Annotated in this window: 22 protein-coding genes; 1 reads left to right on the forward strand and 21 read right to left on the reverse strand. The window is 34.0% G+C overall.

The annotated features are described in order from the left end of the window. Positions 1-35: 35 nt before the first annotated feature. Both P9E47_RS01730 and P9E47_RS01735 read right to left on the reverse strand, forming a co-directional pair. A complete protein-coding gene (locus tag P9E47_RS01730; protein WP_326162427.1) occupies positions 36-506 on the reverse strand; it encodes a sigma factor-like helix-turn-helix DNA-binding protein in 471 nt (156 codons plus the stop codon). A 338-nt stretch (positions 507-844) separates the two neighbouring features. Next, positions 845-1,054 carry a hypothetical protein gene (locus P9E47_RS01735; RefSeq protein ID WP_326162428.1) on the reverse strand — a complete coding sequence of 70 codons (210 nt, stop codon included), beginning with the start codon at positions 1,052-1,054 and terminating at the stop codon, positions 845-847. A gap of 409 nt (positions 1,055-1,463) precedes the next feature. On the opposite strand from P9E47_RS01735, the gene P9E47_RS01740 reads away from it, so the two are divergent. Next, positions 1,464-2,147 carry a helix-turn-helix domain-containing protein gene (locus tag P9E47_RS01740; RefSeq protein WP_326162429.1) on the forward strand — a complete coding sequence of 228 codons (684 nt, stop codon included), beginning with the start codon at positions 1,464-1,466 and terminating at the stop codon, positions 2,145-2,147. Positions 2,148-2,220: 73 nt separating this feature from the next. Here the strand turns inward: P9E47_RS01740 and P9E47_RS01745 are convergent, their stop codons facing one another. From P9E47_RS01745 to P9E47_RS01835, 19 genes are all read right to left on the reverse strand, one after another. Further along, a complete protein-coding gene (locus tag P9E47_RS01745; protein WP_326162430.1) occupies positions 2,221-3,387 on the reverse strand; it encodes a nucleotide sugar dehydrogenase in 1,167 nt (388 codons plus the stop codon). Positions 3,388-3,491: 104 nt separating this feature from the next. Beyond that, positions 3,492-4,511 carry a dTDP-glucose 4,6-dehydratase gene (gene rfbB, locus P9E47_RS01750; RefSeq protein ID WP_326162432.1) on the reverse strand — a complete coding sequence of 340 codons (1,020 nt, stop codon included), beginning with the start codon at positions 4,509-4,511 and terminating at the stop codon, positions 3,492-3,494. Then, entirely contained in the window at positions 4,512-5,366 is an 855-nt protein-coding gene (gene rfbD / locus P9E47_RS01755) for a dTDP-4-dehydrorhamnose reductase (RefSeq protein ID WP_326162434.1), read from the reverse strand. 4 nt (positions 5,367-5,370) lie between these two features. Then, complete coding sequence (gene rfbC, locus P9E47_RS01760) at positions 5,371-5,928, reverse strand: dTDP-4-dehydrorhamnose 3,5-epimerase (protein WP_326162435.1); 558 nt, start codon at positions 5,926-5,928, stop codon at positions 5,371-5,373. A 21-nt stretch (positions 5,929-5,949) separates the two neighbouring features. Beyond that, a complete protein-coding gene (gene rfbA, locus P9E47_RS01765; protein WP_326162436.1) occupies positions 5,950-6,828 on the reverse strand; it encodes a glucose-1-phosphate thymidylyltransferase RfbA in 879 nt (292 codons plus the stop codon). 440 nt (positions 6,829-7,268) lie between these two features. Next, positions 7,269-8,687, reverse strand: coding sequence for a lipopolysaccharide biosynthesis protein (locus tag P9E47_RS01770; protein ID WP_326162438.1), 1,419 nt, complete (start codon positions 8,685-8,687; stop codon positions 7,269-7,271). Between the two features lie 20 nt (positions 8,688-8,707). Then, complete coding sequence (locus tag P9E47_RS01775) at positions 8,708-9,325, reverse strand: CatB-related O-acetyltransferase (protein ID WP_326162440.1); 618 nt, start codon at positions 9,323-9,325, stop codon at positions 8,708-8,710. A 41-nt stretch (positions 9,326-9,366) separates the two neighbouring features. After that, positions 9,367-10,617 (reverse strand): O-antigen ligase family protein, encoded by a 1,251-nt coding sequence (locus tag P9E47_RS01780; protein WP_326162442.1) that lies wholly within the window; start codon positions 10,615-10,617, stop codon positions 9,367-9,369. 63 nt (positions 10,618-10,680) lie between these two features. Then, on the reverse strand, positions 10,681-11,586 hold the full coding sequence (locus P9E47_RS01785) for a glycosyltransferase family 2 protein (protein ID WP_326162444.1): 906 nt from the start codon (positions 11,584-11,586) through the stop codon (positions 10,681-10,683). Further along, positions 11,564-12,283 carry a hypothetical protein gene (locus tag P9E47_RS01790; RefSeq protein WP_326162446.1) on the reverse strand — a complete coding sequence of 240 codons (720 nt, stop codon included), beginning with the start codon at positions 12,281-12,283 and terminating at the stop codon, positions 11,564-11,566. The genes P9E47_RS01785 and P9E47_RS01790 overlap by 23 nt, the downstream gene beginning before the upstream one ends. Beyond that, entirely contained in the window at positions 12,283-13,800 is a 1,518-nt protein-coding gene (locus P9E47_RS01795) for a nucleoside/nucleotide kinase family protein (protein ID WP_326162447.1), read from the reverse strand. The genes P9E47_RS01790 and P9E47_RS01795 overlap by 1 nt, the downstream gene beginning before the upstream one ends. A 3-nt stretch (positions 13,801-13,803) precedes the next feature. Beyond that, positions 13,804-14,892: a glycosyltransferase gene (locus tag P9E47_RS01800; RefSeq protein ID WP_326162448.1), complete on the reverse strand. Its 1,089-nt coding sequence runs from the start codon at positions 14,890-14,892 to the stop codon at positions 13,804-13,806. Between the two features lie 127 nt (positions 14,893-15,019). Further along, entirely contained in the window at positions 15,020-15,781 is a 762-nt protein-coding gene (locus P9E47_RS01805) for a glycosyltransferase family 2 protein (protein ID WP_326162450.1), read from the reverse strand. Positions 15,782-15,798: 17 nt separating this feature from the next. Continuing rightward, positions 15,799-16,434 carry a sugar transferase gene (locus P9E47_RS01810; protein WP_326162451.1) on the reverse strand — a complete coding sequence of 212 codons (636 nt, stop codon included), beginning with the start codon at positions 16,432-16,434 and terminating at the stop codon, positions 15,799-15,801. A 1,166-nt stretch (positions 16,435-17,600) separates the two neighbouring features. Next, entirely contained in the window at positions 17,601-17,978 is a 378-nt protein-coding gene (locus tag P9E47_RS01815; protein ID WP_326162452.1) for a type II secretion system protein, read from the reverse strand. Between the two features lie 167 nt (positions 17,979-18,145). Next, positions 18,146-21,616: an SIR2 family protein gene (locus tag P9E47_RS01820; protein WP_326162453.1), complete on the reverse strand. Its 3,471-nt coding sequence runs from the start codon at positions 21,614-21,616 to the stop codon at positions 18,146-18,148. Positions 21,617-21,734: 118 nt separating this feature from the next. After that, complete coding sequence (gene galU / locus P9E47_RS01825; RefSeq protein WP_326162455.1) at positions 21,735-22,625, reverse strand: UTP--glucose-1-phosphate uridylyltransferase GalU; 891 nt, start codon at positions 22,623-22,625, stop codon at positions 21,735-21,737. 57 nt (positions 22,626-22,682) lie between these two features. After that, positions 22,683-23,246 carry a hypothetical protein gene (locus P9E47_RS01830; RefSeq protein ID WP_326162456.1) on the reverse strand — a complete coding sequence of 188 codons (564 nt, stop codon included), beginning with the start codon at positions 23,244-23,246 and terminating at the stop codon, positions 22,683-22,685. Further along, a complete protein-coding gene (locus tag P9E47_RS01835; RefSeq protein WP_326162457.1) occupies positions 23,239-24,600 on the reverse strand; it encodes an AAA family ATPase in 1,362 nt (453 codons plus the stop codon). The genes P9E47_RS01830 and P9E47_RS01835 overlap by 8 nt, the downstream gene beginning before the upstream one ends. Positions 24,601-24,684: the final 84 nt, after the last annotated feature.

The following is a 24,684-nucleotide window of genomic DNA, read 5'->3' on the forward strand; positions in this document are numbered from 1 at the left end:
ATTAGCCTCCTTTCCTGTTGAATAATCCCCTTCACTTATTTGCCAATGGGGAGGGTAGTTTGGTAACCAGATTTAGAAAAAATTTTTTTAAGTTTGTCCAAAACTTTTTTATGCCGCTTCACCACAGCCACATGAGAGATGTCTTTTTCTTTTGCCACCTCTCTTACAGTCAGGTCGTTATAATAAAGATCCTTAATCAGTTCTTGTTCTTCCGCATTAAGCGCTGTCATTGCTTCCTGCAAGATTAATAGTGTTGCTTTATCGCACAGAATATCTTCTATCAATTGTTCATCCTCAAAATATGTACCCTGCTCCATGAGCCGTTCCATTGAATCCTCTTTGCTATCAATAAAATCAACCGTTTCCGCTTCCGCATCCACAACAATGCTCCCAACCTTAATGTCCTGTTCTAGGTAACGCTCACGACGCTTCATTCTGTAATACTCCTTGTAAATCTCTTCGCTGACTTGTACTTGCTCCTTGCCAATATAGATGAATCTGTCCATTTTCTTTTCCTCCTTGACCGGCAAGGAGCCGTAAGGAAAAAAAGAAAAGAAAACAAAAAAAAGCCGGACAATAACTAAGCAAAATTGACTTAGTTACTGTCCGGCTATTAGGTAGTTCACCACGACTCCGTTGCTCGGTACTGAATATTTGTAATTCAAAGAACACAAAAAGCCGCATAACCACTTCCTTCAAAAAAGAAGCGATATCCGGCCTGGGTAATTCTTTGAATCCTCGCTCGGTATAATCGTGGTTTCATATTTTAATAACAAAACAAAAAAGGACCTGATACGATTGTTGTCCAATCATATCCGGCCCTTAAGGTAGCTCTCGAAACATGTTAACCCTCTAACTTTCTGACTCCTTGTCGTCTCGGTATAGGTCTTCCACTTATTAATTTAAATTCATCGGTGCCAAGGTCAACTTCCCATACATGTTTGCTCTTTTGGCACTTCACTTGAACTTTACCAACTGCTCCATCCTTCTTATCCATCAGCCTGTGGCCACAGGCAGGGCATTCTACTCTTGTTATAATAGCTTCTTGATTCATTTGTTTTCCTCCCAACTGTCTGGATGCATAGACATAACATTTGAATTATTTGGATACTCACTATTATTATTCTATAATGGAACATATGTTCTAACAAGGGGAACAGCGGTATTTTAATATAAAGTCCATACTTTCTAGGCTGAATGTCACAGCTTCATAATGAAACTAGTTATGTATATTTACAATATGTCATTTTATCTATACCTTCTCTCATGCAATTTTAATATATTTGTTGCATATTTGGGAAATAGGTCGAAAAAATAATGGGAAATTATTCCCGCTAACAATATCTATTATAGTAGTATAGGATGGTATTGTAAATCCTAAATATGCAACTTTAACTAAAAATTGCATATTTCATTTAAGTAACTTATAATATGGGTGTAGTAATTATACGGAGGGCAATATTGTGAATAAAAATGAAATGAGCAAAACTGATTTAGAAATACTACAAAGGCGTTTAAAAGAAAGACGACTTTTTTTCAATATGACATATCAAGATCTAGCTGATAAAACTGGAATAAGTAAATCAACTTTACAGCGATATGAAACTGGGGGAATTAAAAATCTCCCATACGAAAAAATCTTCATATTATCGGAAGCATTAGAGGTAAGCCCAGAGTATTTTACTAATTTATCGAAAGATTATACAGGAGAAACTGCTTTTGAAGTGAAAGTGATAAAAAATGAAAGTAGATCCCAACACCTAGAGCATATTAAAAACTTTGAGGAAAGAGCAATAAAATATATAACTCCTAATTTAATTTCACAAGGGTATAATATAGAACGGCATAGTCATGGATCAGTTGGAGATATTGTAGCTATTAAGGGGAAGGAAATATGGCATATTGATTTTCTTTATACAAGGGATGTAAGTAAATACCCAACTGGAATGGGGATGGGGCGACAACAACTTCTGCTTAGGTTTGGCAGGCTTGCTGTTTATGATAAACCTATTACCAAATATTCGGTAGTTATGGAAAATCGATTATTAGCGGAGCAATTTATCAAATTCAAACCCATTCATTTAGACATTGAGACGAGCATAATTATTTTACGAGGAACTGATTATGAAGAATTTCATTTCTTATAAGTTAACGTACTAAAGCAAAAAAAAAAGCGACCCGCCAAGCTGCAAAATAAGACAGCCTAGCGGGTCAAATTTATTAATCCCTACTAAATAAATCTCTTGTGTATACCTTTTCCTCTACTTCACGAAGGTCATCAGACAATCGATTCGCTACGATTACATTTGAAACTCTCTTAAACTCTTCAAAATCATTAATTACTCTAGAATTAAAGAATGTTTCTTCATGTAGTGCAGGCTCATATACAACAACTTCAATACCCTTTGCTTTAATGCGCTTCATTACACCTTGAATAGCTGATTGTCTAAAGTTATCTGAATCCATTTTCATTGTTAGCCTATAAATCCCTACCACTTTAGGATTCTTATTAATGATCATCTCTGCAATATGATCTTTTCTAGTCCGATTTGCATCAACAATAGCCGTCATGATGTTATTTGGTACGTCAGCATAATTGGCTAATAACTGTTTTGTATCTTTAGGCAAACAGTAGCCACCATAACCGAAGGAAGGATTATTATAATGATTACCAATACGAGGATCTAGACCAACGCCGTCGATAATTTGTTTTGTGTCTAATCCTCTTACTTCTGCATATGAATCTAGTTCATTAAAAAATGCGACTCTCATCGCAAGGTAGGTATTAGCGAATAGTTTAATAGCCTCTGCCTCTGTTGAATTCGTAAATAGCACAGGGATATCTTCTTTAATAGCACCTTGAACTAATAAGTCAGAAAATACTCTAGCTCTTTCAGATTGTTCACCAACAATTATTCGAGAAGGGTATAAGTTATCATACAAAGCTTTTCCTTCTCTTAAAAACTCAGGTGAAAAGATAATATTCTCGGTTTCAAATTTCTCTTTTATTTTCTCTGTATATCCTACCGGTACTGTTGATTTGATAACCATAATAGCATCTGGATTAATTGATAGTACGTTTGCGATAACAGCTTCAACGGTTCTTGTATTAAAGTAGTTTTTCTCCGGATCATAATTTGTTGGTGTAGAAATAATAACATACTCTGCATCTTTATACGCCTTATAATTATCTGTTGTTGCTGTTAAATTCAGTTCTTTTTTTGCTAAATATTCTTCTATCTCATTATCAATAATAGGTGATTTTTTATTATTAATCATATCCACCTTTTCTTGAATAATATCAAGCGCAATAACCTCATTATGTTGAGCTAACAGTATTGCATTGGATAACCCAACATAACCTGTTCCAGCAATAGTAATTTTCATTTTTGTTCCATCCTTCTCCCAATAACTGTATTAAATATTTGTGCAGAACAAAAACAGAACCCTCATTTGATAGTCCCTTATAAGCACTTTACCTCTAATAGAACTTAAATTTCATATTGTTTTTCAAAATAATTCTGATACTCTCCACTTATAATTTGTTCCCACCATTCTTTGTTATCAAGATACCACTGAATAGTTTGAGCAATACCAGTTTCAAAATTATATGTTGGTTTCCAACCTAATTGTTCTAATTTAGAAGGATCAATGGCATAACGCTTATCGTGTCCTAATCGATCTTTAACAAATTCAATTAAATTCTCTGATTTTCCTAAAGTATTAATAATCGTTTTAACGACTTCTAAATTTGTTCTTTCATTATGCCCGCCAACATTATAAACTTCACCATTTACACCCTCATGCATGACTAAATCAATCGCAGCACAATGGTCAAGAACATGTAACCAGTCCCGGATGTTTTTCCCATTACCGTATACAGGAACCTTTTGCTCATTTAAAACTCGAGAAATTGTTAATGGGATTAACTTTTCCGGAAAGTGATATGGCCCATAATTATTTGAGCAACGTGTAATATTTACTGGCAGACCATATGTTTCATGATATGCACGAACTAATAAGTCAGACGATGCTTTACTTGCACTATATGGACTATTCGGTTGTAACGGTGTTTCTTCTGTGAAAAATGTACTTGGATCAAAATCCAGTTCTCCATACACTTCATCTGTTGATACATGTACAAACTTTGTAACGTCTACTTGCTTAGCTGCATCTAAAAGAACTTGTGTTCCCAATAAATTTGTCCGAACAAAAACACTCGGATCAGTGATAGAACGATCCACATGGCTTTCTGCCGCAAAATGAACGACATAATCAAACTTCTCTTTTTCAAACAAAGGCATTATTACTTCACGATCTGCAATATCTGCTTTAACAAAGAAATAATTCTCCTTTGACTCAATATCCCGATGTTTAGATAAATCTCCAGCATATGTTAATAAATCTAAATTATAAATATCATAGTTTGAATATTTCTTAACCATGTACTTCACAAAGTTTCCACCAATGAAACCTGCACCACCAGTTACGAGTACTTTCTTCTTTTTCATCTATTTCACCTCTTGTGGTATTTCCTTTAAGTATCTCTTAACAGCATCTTGCCAGACTGGTAATGGAGCAAATCCATTATCCACAAGCTTTTGCTTTGACATTCTTGAGTTCTTAGGCCGGACTGCACGAGTTGGGTATTCTTCAGTAGTAATGGAATTGACTTTTATATCAACGTTAGCTTGTCTAAAAATTTCTTCAGCAAATTCAGCCCAGCTGCAGAAACCCTCGTTAGAGGCATGATAGATTCCATATTTATCAGTTTGAATCATATATATTAACAAACGTGCTAAATCAAATGTATAAGTAGGAGAGCCAATTTGATCCCCAACTACATTTAATTCATTTCGAGATTCTGCTAATTTTAACATTGTCTTAACAAAGTTGTTTCCATTTATACCAAAAACCCATGAAATGCGTACAATAAACCAATTATCCAGCAACCGCTGTACTAACTGTTCACCTTCATATTTTGTTAGTCCATAATAACCAATAGGATTGGGTGTGTCTGTTTCTTTAAATGGTGATTCTCCCTCTCCATTGAACACATAGTCTGTGCTAATATACATGAACTTTGCATCAATATCTTTTGTAGCTTGAGCTAAGTTTTTTGTTCCTTCAACATTTACATTCCAAGATGCATCTCTATCATCTTCTGCTTTATCAACTGCGGTATAAGCAGCACAGTGAATAATGGCATCTGGATTCATTTCTTTTACATAATCAATAACTTCTACTCGGTTTGTAATGTCTAAATCTTTTGACCCTATGCCCACCATGTTCAATCCAAGATTAATTCCGCGCTGAACTATATCAAACCCAAGTTGGCCAGTATAGCCTGTAACTAATATCTTCATAGCATTACTCAAAGCTGAAGTTGTTCTCGGCATCCCTGAGTAAAGGTGCCTTTTCATCTTTTTCAGATAAAATAGGTTTAATATCAATAGGCCATTCTACTCCAATTTGAGGATCATTCCAAATGATGCCCCGATCACAGTCTGGAGCATAAAGCTCATCTACTTTATATTGAACTTCTACGTCTTCAGTAAGAGTCATAAATCCGTGGGCAAAACCTTTAGGAATTAATAATTGCCTTTTATTTTCCGCAGACAATTCAATTCCAAACCATTTTCCAAAGGTAGGGCTCCCTTTTCGAATATCTACAGCAACATCATAAATAGCCCCTCTTGTGCAACGTACTAACTTTGTTTGTGCTTTAGGATTTAATTGATAATGTAGTCCTCTTAATGTACCTTTTGCAGCTGAAAATGATTGATTATCTTGTACAAATTTTATGTTAATTCCAGCTTCTAACAAACTTGTCTCATTATAAGTTTCCATAAACCAGCCCCGATGATCGCCAAATACAGCCGGTTCCATTATTATTACACCGTCTAAATCAGTTTTAGTAAAATCCACTCACATTTTCACTTCTTTCAATTAGTATTGAATTTGTCCATTAGCTACTCTCATTAAATATTGACCATATCCTGTTTTACTAAGTTTTTCACCGCAATCCCATAATTGTTCCTTAGTTATCCAACCGTTAATATATGCAATCTCTTCAGGTGCAGCAATCTTAATTCCCTGATGCTCTTCAACTGTCTTAACAAAATTTGTTGCTTCAACTAAACTTTGATGTGTTCCTGTATCTAACCATGTAAATCCACGTCCTAATAATTCCACTTCTAATTCACCTAGATTTAAATAAGCCTCATTAATCGAAGTAATTTCAAGTTCCCCGCGTGCAGAAGGTTGAACATTTTTTGCAATATCAACTACACGATTGTCATAAAAATATAACCCAGTAATAGCATAATTAGATTTTGGTATTTTTGGCTTTTCTTCAACACTGATAACTTTCCCATCTTCACTAAACTCTACAACCCCGAAACGTTGTGGATCCTGCACATGATATCCAAATACAGTAGCTCCACTTACTTTTTTTGCTGCACGTTGAAGTATCTTTCTCATCCCACTACCATAATAAATGTTATCTCCTAATATCATGGCAACAGAATCATCTCCAATAAATTCCTCACCAATTAAAAAAGCCTGAGCTAATCCATCAGGGCTCGGCTGTATCTTATATTTAAGATTGATACCAAATTGTGACCCGTTACCTAACAGATTTTTAAAACGGGGTGTGTCATCAGGGGTTGAAATAATTAAGATATCTCGAATGCCAGCAAGCATTAAAGTTGAAAGCGGGTAGTAAATCATTGGTTTATCATAAATTGGTAATAGTTGTTTGCTGGTTACCATTGTCAGTGGATATAGACGTGTTCCACTTCCACCAGCCAAAATAATGCCTTTCATTATTGTTTTCTCCTTAATTTTTCGAATTATTATTATTCCTTAGCTCACTTTGATATATTAGTAAATAGAAAATTCACCTTAAGTTTTAAATGTAACCCATAATTTTGGAATAAGTAAGTTAATAATATGCATCTTTTTGTTAATAGATTTCAGTAGGCTTTTTAATTATATTAAATTGTAGCTGGCAATTAAAAAAGTAGTGTTTGGCAATAAGAGTATGCAATATTTACTGTATATCCACCGCTTTACATGGAGTGATGGGTATGTGGCTTACAAATTCCACGCTTGTTCCCTTGCGAGATATTATACCCGCAGAGGCTCCATGTCAAGCGACAGGGCAATGAAACTTCATTCATATTTGAGTGAAAGTCTTTAATTGCCGTTTCATATAAAAATTAAATGCCAAATACATATTAAATATCACAATACTAGGATTTATTTTATGATTTAATTAGTAATCTAACATTCTGTATTGAAGCTACAATATCTTTTTTCTTTATTATTAAATATCCGAGATAGAAAATCATATAAAGAAAGACTGATAACCATGAATTAATATACCAACTTGTTAATATAAACATTGCTGACAATATTAACTCCAACACTATATCCTTATACAAAGAGATTTCAAGAACTTTTGACAAAATAATTTCAGCTAAAGCACCTCTGAAAGCTAAGAGGAGGACAATTGATGTTACCGCTAAGTCTAAGTTTTCTAATATTTGAGTAGTAAAGAATGTAAATATAATACTTATGATAAGAGAAACAAAATTTATCCCTAGCATCAATTTTTCCTTTCGAAGGGTCTTTAAATAAGTACTAATTAATAGTGCCATCTTCCCTTCAAAAATAAATATTGGAAATAACAATGCCATATACATCAAACTATCTTCATATTGAGGAAGCCAAGTTGATAAGAGTACTCTTAGTGGATAATAAATTATTAATACTCCTAACAAAAGTGGCATTAAAAAATCTCTCATTTTCAAGTAAATATTTGGTAAATTATTTTCATTGGTTCTTCTTAAAACAGGAAACATAATAGTCCCTAAAGCATTAATAAATAACATCATAAGATTAGAAATACTTAATGTAAGCGATACTTTGCCAAATGTTAGGATATCCCATGAACGTTCTATTCCAAACCGAACAGAACCTATTATTAACATACTAGCTATGTTTGCAAACATTAATTTAATACCAACACTTATATTTTTTGTGATTTCTTGTATATTTATATGAAAAGTATTTATTTTTTTGAAAACAATATCTTTACAAATAAACATAGCATATAATAGTGAAATTAATTTACCTATTAAATCTGCTGATATCAGGAATTCATAATTTCTTACACCCATTAAAATAAAGGAACTAATTAAAAAAAAGTATAATATTCTATCAAGCAATATAATGTGTGAATATTCTTTGATTCTGTTTGTTGCTTGCAATATAAAAATAAGCATCGCTCGTGAACCCAATATAATTAAACAAAGGGCAATCATAAAGAAAATTAATTGCCTATCAATATCATTACTTACAAAATGAGCCAAAATTATTATTATTATCGAGAGGATTATTTGTGAGCCAACCAATGTCCAAAACTGAGAAAAAAAAAGCTTCTTATCTAGTTTATTATATTCTACCCCACCATATCTTAAATATATTCCATCATTCCATCCGAATTGTAAAAATCCCACATAAGATGCGTAAAATAAATATAGTTGCCAATAACTATACTCCTCAACACCTATTAATTTAGGTATGATTAAAACTACCAAAACAGATACTATTAAAGATATACTGTTAGCCGCAATACTATAAAAATAATTTTTTATAAATGAGCTTCCTTTAACATTCATCCTCCCTTACTCCAATCATTTTAAATAGATTTTTGGTGAAAATTATTCAACATATGAATATCAAGTTCACTATATAAAAACTCAATATTATTTTTAATAATTTCATCATTTAGGTTAGAAAAATTAAAATTTAATAATTGATTTATAATATCTTCCGAAAATCTATATTTTATAACTTTGTTACCAGCATATATTGCATATGGTGGGATATCCTTTACTACTATAGAACCTGCAGCAACTATAGCGCCCTGACCAATTGTAACACCAGATAAGATTAAGCTTCCTTCTCCAATCCATACATCATCTTGTATAACTATAGGACCCTTAGTTAGGGTAATTTCTCTTAATCCACAAATATACTTTTTAAAGGGATATGTCGACAGTCCCTTATAATAATGCTCCCCCCCCAATAAAAACTTCACATCACCTGCTATCGAACAAAATGACCCAATTATCAATTTTTCTTTTGGATTTCCATAAGTTTTGACATTTAACGCGCCATATGTTTTAACTCCTACACTCACCTTTTCGATAGGAAAAATATTCTTTACCGTTGTATAATTATGATAATTATTTTTTCTCCACCTTTGTTTAAAAAGTAATAATTTAATACTTTTTGAGAGGTTCCTTACCAACATCCTATCAACTCCTGCTACTTTTTCTAATATATATTTATAAATTAAACTTTAAGGTTCCCTTTTTTAAGCTGGCCAATATATGACATTGCAAATCCGGCCATCGCCCACCATAAAAACTCAAATGCTAACGTAAAAAAATTCGGTTCAACAAGTCCGTGTATGACTCCCCCAAGAAGTGCTAATGAACAAGCACGAACAACATTACTTTGATAAGATTTTAACGAAAAGGATATTCTAATGTATAAAATAAGTAGAGGTATTAAAAGACTTATAAATCCTAAAATACCATAGCTTGAAAGTGCCTCTAAAAATAAATTGTGAGGTTTATATATAGATCTTCCTCTAAAATCCAAACCATTAAATCCTCCGAATATCGGGTTGCTTAAAAAGTTATTCCAGGACTCTTCATATAATATAAATCTATCCGAAAATAGTCTTTCGTAATTTCCATCTAAGAAATAAGTTATTTTCATTGATATATTTTTATTAATAGTGGATATAACACCTTCACTAACAGAACTATAATTAGGAAAGTAAATAAAAATTAAATAAACAAGAATCAATGAAAGTAAGAACATTACAAGGACTTTTTTTATCTTAGAGCCCCTCTGCCCAACCACTGAAAATATGATAACAGCAATTAAAGATACCATTGCACCAAAGGAAAATGTCAAAAATAGTGTAGCCATTCCCATTAATAGTGCTATTTTTTGAAATGAATTTTTTCCTTTAATAAAAAACAAAAAAATTACACATACTAAGGCTAGAGTAGCAATATAATTTGATCTACCAATTGGTATTTGTATCAAACTTTTAGAGAGTACAGAGTAATTAGCATAGTTCATTATATAAGACCCTATCGTTTGAATAGATAGAATTAACAAAAAAAAGGCAATTAAATTAGAAAAGGTTTTTTTAGATATAATCGAATTGAAGAATAGGTAATATGTTAAAATGGCTGCAGTAAATACGAATACGGCTTTCAGTGAATCATAGAAAGAATATGATACAAATAGCATTGTAGCAATTGCAAAGCCTAGTCTCATAAATAAGGATAAAGTTATCCAATCAATCTTCCAACTTTTTCTATACAAAAGTAAAACGCAAAAGAAAAGTATGAAAACGGGCAATATTGTATTTAAAGCTGGGAATTGAGGAATTGCTATTGCAAAAATGAACTTAATATCTGAAATCAACAACATAGTAAGTGTAATTGCGACGAAAAAAAATTTAAACAGTTGATTTTTTTTATTTAATACACTATATCCTGACTCTGAAACTGGATTTTGCATTTTTATCCTCTTTCTAAAATAAATAATCTAAAATATTATAATAAATTTATATTGTTTCCTTTACTAAAGTCTTTTACTCTCTTTAATAAATGTTTTCAACATTTTTCTATACTCTTTTTTATTGATGCTATTTATCAAAAATGGCATAAAATTAATAATAAATACTAAGGAATATTCAAGAATATTAATTTTTACATATTTGCGTAAGAAATACATTGAGCTATAATATCTGTGATATCTCGAAAATGCACTTTGCTTATTCCCAATAGAAACTGAACTCTTGTGCAAAACTTTAGATTCCGGTAATAAACAAGTTAATAGGTTATATTTTTGAGCCTTATAAGACATAATTGCTTCTTCATAATAAAGAAAAACATTTTCATCCAGTAATCCGCATTTTTTGAAATAGTTTTTTGTTAATGCTATACAACAGCCTGACAAAATACCGGAAAACTGCAATTCCTTTTCATATTTATAGTTTTTATTCATTGTTTTATTATTAATTCCAAAAAAGTCTAAATTAACAAAGGGCTTCTTCGAAAAGATATAATTATAAAATGTATAATTTTCCCTAACAAAATGCTGAATTCTGCCATCCTGTAGTATAACCTTTGGTCCAACAATACCAACTTGTGGATTTTTTTTAATGTACTCATTGATAATATCAATTGAATTCTCATAAAATATAATATCACTATTAGAAAGTAACACCGCTTCTGCACCATCATTTAAAGCTAGCTTAATACCTACATTATTCCCGGCTGAATACCCGCCATTTCTATCAGCCTCTATTAAAGTTACTTTGTTATTATTACCAAGAGCAGCTTGTAGCTGTTTATAAGAATCATCTGGCGACTTATTATCCACCACATATATTTTATAATTGCAATTAGTAGTTTTTTGAATTGATTCAATACATGCAATAGTATCTTCCCATGTTTTATAGTTAAGGATTACAATGCCTATCATAATTATCTAACCTTTCTAGGATAAATGATATAATATTTTCTACGTGGATATTTAAATCATTATCCTTACTATTATCTACACTAAAGAAATCAATATTAAAATCCCCTGTGATAGATCTAGCGCTATTAATAATATGTCCTATTTCATTAATTGAGTTCTTAACCTTTTCAACAATATTGTCTTCTTTTTCAATTCTAGTATTTGAATTTCGTGAAAATAATCTTTCAATAATAATTTCTGCATTACAATCAACTTTAATTACGATATTCGGCAAACACCCATTTACTATAAATTCTTTAAGATCAATACTATCTGACTTATTATTAGATGCATATAAGATAGCCCACATATTATGAAGAAAGCCTTCATCAAACAGAATAATATCATCACAATTTTTATATTTAAGATAATTAACTATAAGAAATATATAGTTAAAGTAAACTTTAATTAAATCAGCCCAGCTACTCTGGTTTGTCTTGAATATAGCCATATACAGCTTAAAAGATTTATACGGATTAACTACAATATATTTTAATACGCTTAATGATTTAAAAAGATTTCTTTTAAACCATGAATACTTATATATATTATATAAAGGGTATTTTACCTTTTTATTTCCAATAGAATCCTGCAAATGAATATGTTTAGCTATAGTTGTTTTCCCTGATGCTGGTAGTCCAATAAATTCTACTATCATTATAAGTTCCTCCACACAGCAGAGACAGCTTCACGAATAACACTTTCCAATGGTTGATCAGCATCTAATACTATTCGATTGGTATCTTCACCAAATTTCAAATCTAGAATAGTCCCCATTAATCTTTTATGAGATTCTAAATCTATTTCATCAGGTTTACGTTTATACGCTATTTCAGATGAAACCTTTAAGATTATAATTGCATCAGGCTTAACGATATTAGCCAACTCAAAGCTCTTTCTTTCAAATCTAATAGACAATTCATTTGAAAGTGATTGTTCAATATTTTTATTCATGTAATATCGAGGACCATCACACATATCCTTAACCTGGGTTTGCGGATATCTATCAGTGATTACCACGTATCCTTTATTTCTGAATCGTCTCGCTTTCAAAAGTTTCTTTTTTCTTTCTCTTGCTAGCGTATAAGTCCAAGGAAGTTGACCAATTTTTCTTATTAATCCTGCCTTTCCTTTTTCCTCAATACGATAAGTTTCCCCATTTCTATCAACTTTTTTGCTTTTTCTATTTAGAATACCTCTTTTCAAAAAAACATTATATACACCTTTTAATGGTTTTCTTAGTAATGAACTTTGGCCATCTCCGCTACCTAGGTAAAACATATTTACATCCATCAACGGTTGCAACCTTCTGTAAACTTCATTAATAACAGTTGATTTCCCAGCACCATCTGGTCCTAAAAATGCAATAATTTTCCCACCAGATATAGGTGTTCTTCTATAACTTTTTGCCCCCCTATAAACATTATTATGAAACATTTGACAAATCCTAAAATACTCTCGTAACCAGCGAGTTACTGTTCCGCCAACAATTGTAAAGCCCTTAAATGCCTTAAGTCTCTTTCTGATCACTTTGTTTAGAGAGATTATTGTTTTATACTGCAACTCTTTTTCGATAATAGAAAGCATTAAAGCTGCTACAGTTTCACCAAATAACTCTATAATTCTTGTTTTAAATAATGTTTTATCTATACTTTTTTGGAGCCATTTATATTCTGTACGAGTTGATTTTCCAAATATATCCTTACCCAAAAACAATTTCACAATATCCCTATGACGCAGTTTTAAGGCGAGTCTAACCAACAATAACCACATTTCATCTTCATGGGAAGTAATATAAATATTATTATCCTTGTCAAAAATCCTCCTGTTTAATACAGTTTTCGCATAAGGTAATTGATAACCTTTAAGAAATTTCTCTCCCAGGGTAAGTTGATAATGTAAATGAAGGTGAATAAATTTACCTTGCTCTTTGTCAAAGCCAAGATAATCTTCAATTCCAATATATGCTCTTTTTTCTGGTAACCTAAATCTTTTATAACCCAACTCATTTAATATTACATTTAATTTTAATATATCCTCTTGTTCAATAAGCATATCTATATCATCAATGCCTTTAAATGCATCAGCAACATGTTGGTTACTTTTCCAATGACAGTATTTAACATCTTCTTGATTTAATCTTTCAATTAGATTTCTAACAATTAATAACTCCATAGTCTACACCTCAATGGCCTTTGAAATCGCCTCTATATATGTTTTTAAATTGTTTTCGAAGTTGTACAATTTTCGAATTCTTTGGTATCCGAAGTTCCCCATCTCTTCTAGTTTTTCCCTATCCATATAAAACATTTCTTCCATTTTATTAGCAAGTGCATCTATGTCTTTTTTGGGGACAATGTAACCACATTTGGAGTCTTCTACGACCTCGGTAAATCCAGAAGCATCTGAAGTGATTACCGGAATTCCACAGGACATTGCTTCAACAGCTGCTACTCCAAAACTCTCGCTTTCACTAGGGAAACATGCAACATTCATACTGTTAAATGCATGTGGTACCAACTCATTTTTTATAAACCCATTAAATTTTACGCGGTCAGAAATTCCGAATTTTTCCACAAGCTTTTTATATTCATCCTCTTTTGAACCAGTACCAAATATTGAGAGATATACCTTGTTTCTATTTTCAGTACCTATACTATTTAACAAAATTGAAAATGCTTCGATCAAATAATGTATTCCGTAAGTGTCTTCAAGTTTTTTGACAATTCCGAATACAAATGTAGTTGTATCTTTTATATCATCTAGTGGTTTAAAGATATCAATGTCTACTCCGAAAGGCGTTATATAAATCGGTTTATCCCTTTTATAAAAATTTCTTACAGCATCTTCCATTACTTTACTGGTCGAAGTTATCACTTTAGCAGTATCTAAGTTTTTTATAACCCTTCGCATATTATTATTAGATTGGTAAGGGTATTTATAAACATCGCTACCAAAAACAGCCGTGACAAGAGGGTGGACATTAGCTATTCTAGCTAGTGTTCCATACCCACTAACATAATGGGAGTTTATAAGATCGTATTTACCTTTTTTCAGTAACCTTCTCAGGAAAGGCGCATTTAGGTAATATCCAATTTTCCCCCCAATAGGTAAAAATACTATATTTACCCTGTTATTAAAAGCATTAGCTAGTCTATTATGATTAGGTAATGTATATAATGTAATTTCATGACCTTGTTTTACTAATCCATTTGCAAGCTTTTTTACATGAACTGAGTTCCCAGAAGAAACAAATGCTATTCTCATTAATAACCCCACTTTATTTTCGCAATATCTAGAATAAAAAAACAGTTTAAATATCAGATGAAACAATTATTTTCAAAGTCTTTCCCTCTAGAATAATTTTAAAATAATATAAACTAACTTTACTAAATTAAGAAAAGTAATACTTTCTTACATTATTGAAAATATACCATAGGTAATAATAAATACATTTCAATAACGAAAGTTTAATAACATGCCTATAATTAAACCATTGTCTTTTTAGAGCTTTAAATTTATTGTTTGAAAGAGAACCATTTACAAGTCTGTACTCAGCAAGGTTTTCATTAAGACCGTATGCAATATTGCCTTTTTGAAGTAACATCAACCAAGTCAAATTATCTTGGCCTCGTCTAACCAACGGCATTCTAAAATCACCAACAATATTTCTATCAATTATTACAGTTAAACAACCAATGATTGTATTTTTCAGAGCCTGCGTATAGTTGAGTGATTCTGGTACACTAAATATTTTATCCTTGCTATTATTTTCATCCTTTATATATTCATATGCAGTAAAAGTAAAACCAAAATTATTGTTATTCATAAAATCAATTTGCTTTTTTAATTTTTCCCTTTTCCACCTATCATCCGAATCAAGAAAGGCAATAAACCTTCCCTTCGCTTTTTCTATAGCTTTGTTACGTGCTACGGCAGCTCCTGAGTTCTCGTTTAGGTTTATTAATTTTATCCTGGAATCTTTTTGTACATATTTATTAATAACTTCTACAGTGTTATCAGTTGACTTATCATTAACTATAATCATTTCCCAATTGGAGTATGTTTGAGCTAATACGCTATCAATTGTTTCAGATATAAAGTCCTCACAATTATAAGCTGGTGTTACAATAGACACTAAATATTGATTATTCATTTTTAATTCCCCAATCTTTATTTCATCATCGGCTCTTTGCTACTCACTACTTCCTTCTTCCCTATTGCTCCAGTTCCACCTTCAACAACACCATCACTCTTCAGAACACTAACGATGGTCCCAAAGAAGCACTTTACATCCATCCAAAGACTAACCTTCTCAACATACTCCCCATCCAATTTTGCTTTCACCTCAATTGGTAGCTCATCCCTACCATTAATCTGAGCCCAACCAGTTAATCCAGGTGGTACATCATTAGCACCATACTTATCCCGTTCAGCAATCAGATCATACTGATTCCAAAGTGCTGGTCTTGGCCCAATAATACTCATCTGTCCCACAAAAATATTCCAAATCTGCGGAAGCTCATCAAGTGAGGTTTTTCTCAAGAATTTACCCATCTTTGTAATATACTGTTCTGGATTACCTAATAAGTGAGTTGGAGTATCCTTCGGCGTATCTATTCTCATGGTACGGAACTTTAAGATATTGAAATGTGTCTTGTTAATACCAATACGCTTTTGCTTAAACAGAACCGGACCTCTTGAATCAATCTTAATGGCCACAATGAGAATCAAAAATATCGGGGATAAAACAATTAGTCCTATTAAAGAAAGAATGATATCTGTCAATCTTTTAACCTTCATATACATCCAGCTACACTCCTTAAATTTGTACTTTAGTAGATTAGGACTTAATTGGAACATTGCTATATGTTTCCAACCAACTACTAAACCACTAAAATAGTATCCATAACTGATACTCACCTCGTACTATCTATTCAATCTACCAAGCAAATACGAAATAGATATTTACTGTTTTGGCACTTCAAACCGAGTTTCTTCCTATTATATATACCATTCAATCAATCTATAAATCTCACTAAAAACACCTCAAACCCTTATCCCGCAAGGTTTCCAGCATTTAATCTAACTACGATACTCAGTTCCTTAACTCTATTCAATATTTCCCCATATTTTAGGTTGTTAAAAAGCCCGTCAAATCAACGTTTTTCATAATCGAAATACCTGATTTTAGACATTTTATCTTTATATAATGACAAAATGGTACTATGTTATATAGATAAATCCCATATATTGTATGTTTTTATGATTTTCCACCGATTCCGACACAATATGTTGTGGTTATCTATTAACCATTCTGACTTCCTCATTACCATTCAGTAATTTCCATTATCCCCCAAGTCCGCAAGGCCTGATAAATCAACGTTGCCCAAAAAATCAAAACACCTGATTTTATCCGCTTCTACCATCAGCCGCAGTTGTTGCAAAATTTGCAACAACTGAATCACGCTCAAGCTCGCCTTCAGTAAAAATATTTTTTAAAATGTCACGAGATTGTAGACCTGTCCCTCTGAAATAGCTCTGCCATTTGATCTATTTAAGCCATACAGTATCACCATCAAAATTTATTTCTATTTTAGTTAATCCATCTTCAGTCTAATACATGATTATTCTTGGGTTCATCAGTTCACCTCGTTTATATGGATTGGTTAACAATATGATTTTTATCTACCAAACATACTCGCGTCTCAATTCCCAATCAATTATCGCCATTCAATATACATTTAACTTCATTCAGCAGCAGAAGTCCCTCACTTCCACAAATGGAGGGATGAATGCAAACTATCACTCTATTCAGTGAGGATTCAAACCCACACTCTTTGAACTACTCAAAATTCTCAATCAGTAGTTGCTCATTGTTATTTATTGCATCAAAGGGGTTAGCACTCAGCCAGTTAACAAACTGCCTCCAAATCAATTAACAAAGCCCGAAAGGGCTAATAAACCTTCCATTTTCACAAATACGGAACCTCACCATCATCGCCTTCGTCATTACCATTAGCAGCTACAGAATGAACACTACATTCAACTTTGCGGTCGTCATAAGATATTTCCCCACCAACAGGACATATCTCATCCCCATAACCAAGCATGAACTCTTTAAATGCAGTACTCGTATGCACTTTACTTTCAACAATCAAGTGTACACGATAATACCTTCCAAGCTCTAGACGATTCGCTTCACAAACTTCCGTTTCCGTACGTTCCGTAACACCCAAAACAGACAACACAGCAATTGACATTAATATTCCTAATATTACAATCACCGTTAGCAATTCAATGAGAGTAAACCCTTGGTTGTAATACGTTTGATAATCTCCTCCATTATCCATATCACACATCTCCATGGGTTATCTTTTTAACTAAACATAGTAAGCCCCGAAGGGGCGCATAGCGTAACCAACTTCCTTGCTAACCCCTCATCACAAACAACAATAAGGACAAAACAAGCCCCGCAAGGGGCGCCCCCCTAACCAACAAACTACTAACCACCTATCCACTACCCCTTAAAAACAACTCTTACCGAACTATAATGTGACTCTTTCAGCCCATCCACCACTTCATCTATCCTAACCAGCAACCCCTGATCCGTTACAACTTGTTTCAAACACCTATATAGATGCGCCAAGTGTACTAAGTATGGAATATGATGTTTGTCTTTATAGGACTCCGTCCAAGTAATTAACTTCCCGATATCGAGCCAAGCGATTGAATCACTATCACTACCTCTGATAATCTCAGTGAACGCCGCCAATGCTCCTTTACCCGTCTCAATATTTGAATCTAGCAAACTCATATACAGAAGCTCTAGCAACTGCATTCCCCCGCTATCAAGCGGTTCCTGCTTGCAAGTGCCCTTTAGATAGAAACCAACTAAACCACTCATGATTGGTCTTGTTTCACTATTTAACACACCCGCGGATAAATAGTCGACTAATTGTCGTTTGAAGGATGGTTCATCTGCTAAACACTCTATAATTTGACCGACACCATATCCCCATTGCGGAAATGCAAATAGCTTTTCTCTTAGCAGGCCCATCTCGACTACATTGTTTTTATAGCCATTAAATAAAAACGTCAAATATGCTGTTGTCATCCCGATTGTTGAAAAGGGCCGCATAAACTCATGACGGCTTCGCTCAGTTTCGGATTGCTTTATTTTATCTTCACAAATCCACATTAATTCCAAAATCCCAGACTCATCCATCAACTCTACAACATTGGCCAACTGATAAACCGTTCTTTCATCCATACTCGAAGTCGATGTTCTTAGGAAAGTAATGGCACTTTGAATAATGGCTGAACATTGACCTTTTTCTAGCGTTTCTTCGAAAAATGGCAACAATAATAATGATCCTTCAAGCCATTTATCCCTTCCAGTAAGTGGATTTCTGCTAGTTAGCGGATTGGTGCCGTAAATTTTTTTGAAAATAAATTGTTGTTGGGCTTCACTCAATAGTCCAGCATCTAGCCAATCATAAACTAAAGCCGCACCTATTGAAGATGAATCATTCAAAAAACACTCGAGTATTTCATCTTTTATTGCATCACGATCTCCGTTTTTGGCCATTTTCCAATTAAAGGACAAAAAGCTTCCCCATAATCTAAAATCTTGATAACATTGCTCAAAAAAATAAAGAACCTTTTCACAATCTTCTTTTCTATTAAGGTAATAATGGACATCAATAGTGGCTTTTATGATATTTTCTTGAATTTGATAATCATACTTAAGTTTTAACCTCTTAAGCTCAGTAAACGTGTCAAAACAAAGCTCCGCTACCCTACTCATTTCTTCATCGGTCAGCACGTGAATGAAACGATTCAATAATTTCGTAATGACCGTCATCCATTTTATATAAGTGGAGGAGATTTGTAATTCCTGAAATAATTTTAGTCTTATATTAATCTGATATAAACTATTCGTTAAATAGCGATAAGCTTCCTGAATTTCATCTTTTCGTAAATCTGCCAGATGCTCAAGCTGAAATAAATGTTCCACTTGCTTAGTTTGCCCGAAATAGGTTAACCAGCGAACGGCTTCGACAACCTCCCCATTTTCCAGACAAACCTCACCAAACAATTCGTATTTGGAGCTTGAAAAATAGGATGGTGGCAACCCATGTTGTTCAAGAAATAATAGAGCATGATAGATAGTATAGTAGGTATCCATCTTTCGTGAGTTAAAGCCTTCTTGATTTGGCTTTAGACGATTTTTCCACTCGATGTACTCTACCCACTCTTTCCTCAAACCTTCATATTTAATTAATTCTTCATATGGGCTATTTTTTGTTTCTTTCAGCTTTTGCCTTAATGAATCTAAATTCTCATACACTTTCTTTTTCTCGGATCTGTATGACCTTTCAGATGGTTTGCTATTCTGCGAAAGAACATCAAGCTTAGATTGCAGGGCAACAAACAGATTCCAATCATCCTGTGCTTGTTCAGCGAGCTGAATCGCGCGATTAAAGTATTGCAAAGCGGTTGAATATTCTCCCAAATACACATGGGCTTGCCCCATTTGATTCAGCGATTGAATATTTACATCCTTTTGTTCGATTTTCTGTAAGTAGGTCGAGACATTATTTATGTTCAATTTGAATTTATTGATAATAATTAATATAAAGTAAAATTCATTTTTATACTGTGCCGGCATATTTTCGTATTTCTCAATAAGATGTTCAATCGTCTTCTCTATTTTATCAGACGCACTGTAATTTAAGTAGTTGAGGATCTTTTCCAAGTAATATTGAAATAGTTTGTCACCACTATTCATCTTCGGATTTCCCTCTATGACCTGAATCAACTCTTGAACAATCGATTGGTTCGTCATTTGAAATCCAGGTCCCACAAACGGGTAAACAGATTCCAATACTTTTAAAAGCTGACTTTCATTTACTGTTGACAATCGACCGCTGTCTCTTAAACCATATATAAAATCACGCAAATATTCTACATTGCTTTCAAAATCCGCCCCCAACCTCGCTAGCAGATTAGAAACGTCCTCGACATCACGATCGCTCCACGTCTTCTGTTCCAATAGAGCTAACAATTTCTTACCATCTTTTTCATTCTTTATCTTCTTTTTTTCAGGTTCCGCCTCAAAATAATCCATATACTGATTGATAGCTTCGAAAAAGGATGCTTTCTTGCCTTTTTGTGCATCCACCTTCATCGGAATCAATATGATATTTCGCTTTTCCCAATATTTTCTCGTATATGGATCAATACTATCTTCAAAAACAAACGCATAGGCCTTACGTTGGTATTCCGTTCCTAAAACGTCTTTCACCCAGCCGTGAATGAGCTTGAAATTCGGATCCGAAAGACTAAAGCCGATGAAAACAACGGGATATTCCGCAAAAATCGCTTTAAGTTTTACATAAAGAAGGGGATGCAATTGTTCATACGTACGATATTGCTCCTCTGTAAAAATAATGCTAGAAGGCCGTTCCATTGTGCCATGTACCTTATACACTTTTGTTGCCGCTTCTTTCGCCGCAATATCTAAATCATCGATGACGACATCATAATGGATATGGAGCTGATCAAGTGTACTCTCAATCAAACAATCTTGATTCGTTGTAATAAAGCCCGTCCATCCGCTCTTACCTAAGAGTCTCTTATGTATAGCTGATGGAACGTAGCGTTTGTAAGGCACAGCCTCGAGCAGTTCTTCATAAAAAGCATTTCTTCCAAACTCTTCTTCGAATAATTGAGCAATCATTAAATGATCGCCTGAAATTCTCCGAAAAAACTCTTCTTTATTATTTTCATATAAGTCTGGCCAAATCTTTCCCCCTAATTGCTCAATAAACTCTGGCCACGATTTAAACCTTTCCTTCGTTTGCACCGTTTTCTTCTCTGCATTTAAAGATAACCCTGCACCAACAAATAAGAAAATCTTATTTTTACGCAGTGCTTGTTTAATATAATCAAGATGGGTTTGATATTGGGTGATATAGGAATTCAATAGAACTCACCTCCATTTCATTAGAATGGCTTGCATTAAACTAGTTGGTTAGTTATTGGTTGGTTAGGCCAAAGTAATCAGGGGTTAAGCCCCGAAAGGGCCCCCCTTAACCAACCAACTAAAAAACCTTTTCCACCTCAACAACCCGTCTCAAATACTCCAAAACATCCCCACGCAAATCTTCTCTCTCAAGCGCAAACTCAATCGTAGCCCTAATAAACCCAAACTTATCCCCAACATCATGACGTACTCCTTCAAAATTATGGGCCACGACAATCTGCTGCTCATTCAACAACTTAATAGCATCCGTTAACTGAATCTCGCCACCAGCACCCGGCTTCACATTATCAAGCACATAAAAGATCTCCGGCCTTAAAATATAGCGCCCCATAATCGCATAATTAGAAGGTGCCTCTTCACGTTTCGGCTTTTCCACCAGATCATGAATCCGAAAAACATCCTTTTCAATTTCACCATTATTCACCGATATAATCCCATACTTCGAAACATCCTCATCCGAAACTTGCTGTACACCAATAACCGATGAATTAAACCGCTCATACACATCAATCAACTGTCTTAATGCTGGCTTCCCCGGTGAATGAACAATATCATCCCCCAATAACACCGCAAACGGCTCATCGCCAATAAAGCGACTCGCACAAGCAATCGCGTGCCCAAGCCCTTTAGGCTCTTTCTGTCTGATATAATGAATATTTGCAAGATTACTAATCCCCTGCACCTCTTCAAGAATATCCCATTTCTCTTTCTTAGCAAGAGTCTCTTCCAATTCATAAGACTTATCAAAATGGTCCTCAATCGCCCGTTTGCCTCTACCCGTTACAACAATAATATCCTCAATCCCAGAAGCAACCGCTTCTTCAATAATATATTGAATCGTTGGCTTATCTACGATCGGCAACATTTCCTTCGGCTGTGCCTTTGTTGCTGGTAAAAACCTTGTTCCTAACCCTGCAGCAGGAATAATCGCTTTTCTAACCTTTTTCATCTATTTCTCCCTCCACGATATATACTTTAACAATCTAGTAAAACATGGGTTAATTTTTTACTCTAGCCTAAACTCCCCAACTCCATTACTATCCAATCGAATTGGAGTATGCTCTACCTTCCCATACCAAAGAATTGATAGATTGGGTTCTTTCCAATCTGTAAAGCGAGGTTTATTGATACGAACTCCGACAGGCTGCCGAAGAAGACTTGGGTCTTGGGTATTCTCCAGTAATTTATCTTCCCTGAATACGGTGTACGCTTTAATCGAAGCAAAGTCGGATACATTAAGCAATCCTCTCAGCATATGCGCATTAAGAATACCGCCAGCAAACTGCTTTTTCGCCTTATCCCAACTTTTTTCTGTTACGGTTTTCTTACATTCAAAAATATGAAGATTCCAATCATTGTTTTCATCCTTCACAAATACCAACCCATCTGGGGTATTAGGTATTGCCAAATAAGTAAAGCCATTTCCGGCTTTAATGCGAAAAGAAATGGCTTGTTTATCACTATGAACGGTGAGCTCTGCTTCACCTTGTTTTTCCGTTTCAACGATCGTTACATAACCTTTATCATTTTGCTCATAGAAATTAGCGACGAAATATTGAAGATTATTCATCCTCATCACCTACTTGAAAAGCATACGTTTCTTCATTTAAATCTAGGATAACTTTATTAAATGTCTGTGCCGGAAACCCATTTTCAGTTGCTATTAATCTTGTAATGGTCGTTTGTCTATTGTTTGATTGAAACTGATATGCTCGAACCATCTCCGGATAAAGGACATCCTCCTCAGTATAACCTCTTGCTGCCATTAATTCTTCTTTCCGTGGGTGAGCAGCTAACTTCATCATGTTATTAACTTGTTGAAAAAGAATATCACTATGTGTTGTTAGCCAAACAGGCATTTTCCGATTGACAAGCTTCACCAATGCAATAGCAAGAATTCGTTGTACCCGCGGATGAAGATGTGCCTCTGCCTCTTCGAAGAACAATGACCTATATGTTGTTTTAGACTTCAAAAACAAAATGAGCGGAGACAATTCTGTAACAAGGGAAGATGTAATAAATAATGGTAGCTTATTCTTTTTCCCTTGGGGCTGATAAAAAAACGAAGGAATAATCCCTTTTTCTTGTTCCATCGTTCCTTGAAGAATCTGTTCTTCAATAAATTCCCCAATATCTTCATAAGCTGATGACGTGCCCTCATCCAACCGAATCAACCCTTGCAAAAAGCGGTATACAGGGAGTGTGAATTGTAAATTCGCACTCTCAACATCACCATCAATAGCCTGTTCCATCATCTCTTGCACAAGAGTTTTATAGGCCAACATAAACCCAGTACGTGACGCTGGTAAATAAAGAGCTTCTCCAATTGCCCGCGACTTCATTGACGTGCGTTCTCCTGCAGGATATAACGGAGAACTTAATTGATCCATTAATAATTTCCACGTAATATATTTCGCCATTCGATACCGCTCTGTAGCGAGCTCTTTGCTCCGGTCAGAATATGGGATTCGCACATAATGTTGCCCGCTAGAATATCTCGTTCCTTCGATCGATTCTTTATGATCAAATTTCAATTCCAATGGTCTAGAACGGCGAAACTGTTCAATGCTGAGTGTCCCTATATCTATTTTTCTTTGAAAAATACGTTTCGTTAATTCATTTTTTTTCACTCGCAATATATCATTAAACCAGTTAATGAAGATCTTTGCTTTTTCATTATCAAGCTGAGTTGACTGCCCAGTAGAAGCGGCAATAAGCCGATCAACCTCTCGATACGCTTGACTACTAGGAGGATCATTTGGAAACAGTTTGCGCGCCTCTGTTAACACGCCCCACAACAGCGACATCACATAGCTTTTACCGCTATTATTTTCACCAACAAATAACATGAATGGGGCAATTTCAATCTCACCACTCTTAATTTTTCCAAAGTCACGAATGGATAACACCCAAGACTGCTCCATTGATCCCACCACCTTTTCATACAATACTTATTCCTATTTTATCATCATTACTCCAATTGTTACTAGTCTATACAAGATTACAAG

The organism is Schinkia azotoformans (assembly GCF_035811335.1).
Classification (GTDB): domain Bacteria; phylum Bacillota; class Bacilli; order Bacillales; family Bacillaceae_J; genus Schinkia; species Schinkia azotoformans.

Bases quoted from the DNA above. Each gene is read 5' to 3' on its own strand.
- P9E47_RS01730 (WP_326162427.1), bottom strand. From the start codon at position 506: ATGGACAGATTCATCTATATTGGCAAGGAGCAAGTACAAGTCAGCGAA.
- P9E47_RS01735 (WP_326162428.1), bottom strand. From the start codon at position 1,054: ATGAATCAAGAAGCTATTATAACAAGAGTAGAATGCCCTGCCTGTGGC.
- P9E47_RS01745 (WP_326162430.1), bottom strand. From the start codon at position 3,387: ATGAAAATTACTATTGCTGGAACAGGTTATGTTGGGTTATCCAATGCA.
- rfbB (WP_326162432.1), bottom strand. From the start codon at position 4,511: ATGAAAAAGAAGAAAGTACTCGTAACTGGTGGTGCAGGTTTCATTGGT.
- rfbD (WP_326162434.1), bottom strand. From the start codon at position 5,366: ATGAAGATATTAGTTACAGGCTATACTGGCCAACTTGGGTTTGATATA.
- rfbA (WP_326162436.1), bottom strand. From the start codon at position 6,828: ATGAAAGGCATTATTTTGGCTGGTGGAAGTGGAACACGTCTATATCCA.
- P9E47_RS01770 (WP_326162438.1), bottom strand. From the start codon at position 8,687: ATGAATGTTAAAGGAAGCTCATTTATAAAAAATTATTTTTATAGTATT.
- P9E47_RS01775 (WP_326162440.1), bottom strand. From the start codon at position 9,325: ATGTTGGTAAGGAACCTCTCAAAAAGTATTAAATTATTACTTTTTAAA.
- P9E47_RS01780 (WP_326162442.1), bottom strand. From the start codon at position 10,617: ATGCAAAATCCAGTTTCAGAGTCAGGATATAGTGTATTAAATAAAAAA.
- P9E47_RS01785 (WP_326162444.1), bottom strand. From the start codon at position 11,586: ATGATAGGCATTGTAATCCTTAACTATAAAACATGGGAAGATACTATT.
- P9E47_RS01790 (WP_326162446.1), bottom strand. From the start codon at position 12,283: ATGATAGTAGAATTTATTGGACTACCAGCATCAGGGAAAACAACTATA.
- P9E47_RS01795 (WP_326162447.1), bottom strand. From the start codon at position 13,800: ATGGAGTTATTAATTGTTAGAAATCTAATTGAAAGATTAAATCAAGAA.
- P9E47_RS01800 (WP_326162448.1), bottom strand. From the start codon at position 14,892: ATGAGAATAGCATTTGTTTCTTCTGGGAACTCAGTTCATGTAAAAAAG.
- P9E47_RS01805 (WP_326162450.1), bottom strand. From the start codon at position 15,781: ATGAATAATCAATATTTAGTGTCTATTGTAACACCAGCTTATAATTGT.
- P9E47_RS01810 (WP_326162451.1), bottom strand. From the start codon at position 16,434: ATGTATATGAAGGTTAAAAGATTGACAGATATCATTCTTTCTTTAATA.
- P9E47_RS01815 (WP_326162452.1), bottom strand. From the start codon at position 17,978: ATGGATAATGGAGGAGATTATCAAACGTATTACAACCAAGGGTTTACT.
- galU (WP_326162455.1), bottom strand. From the start codon at position 22,625: ATGAAAAAGGTTAGAAAAGCGATTATTCCTGCTGCAGGGTTAGGAACA.
- P9E47_RS01830 (WP_326162456.1), bottom strand. From the start codon at position 23,246: ATGAATAATCTTCAATATTTCGTCGCTAATTTCTATGAGCAAAATGAT.
- P9E47_RS01835 (WP_326162457.1), bottom strand. From the start codon at position 24,600: ATGGAGCAGTCTTGGGTGTTATCCATTCGTGACTTTGGAAAAATTAAG.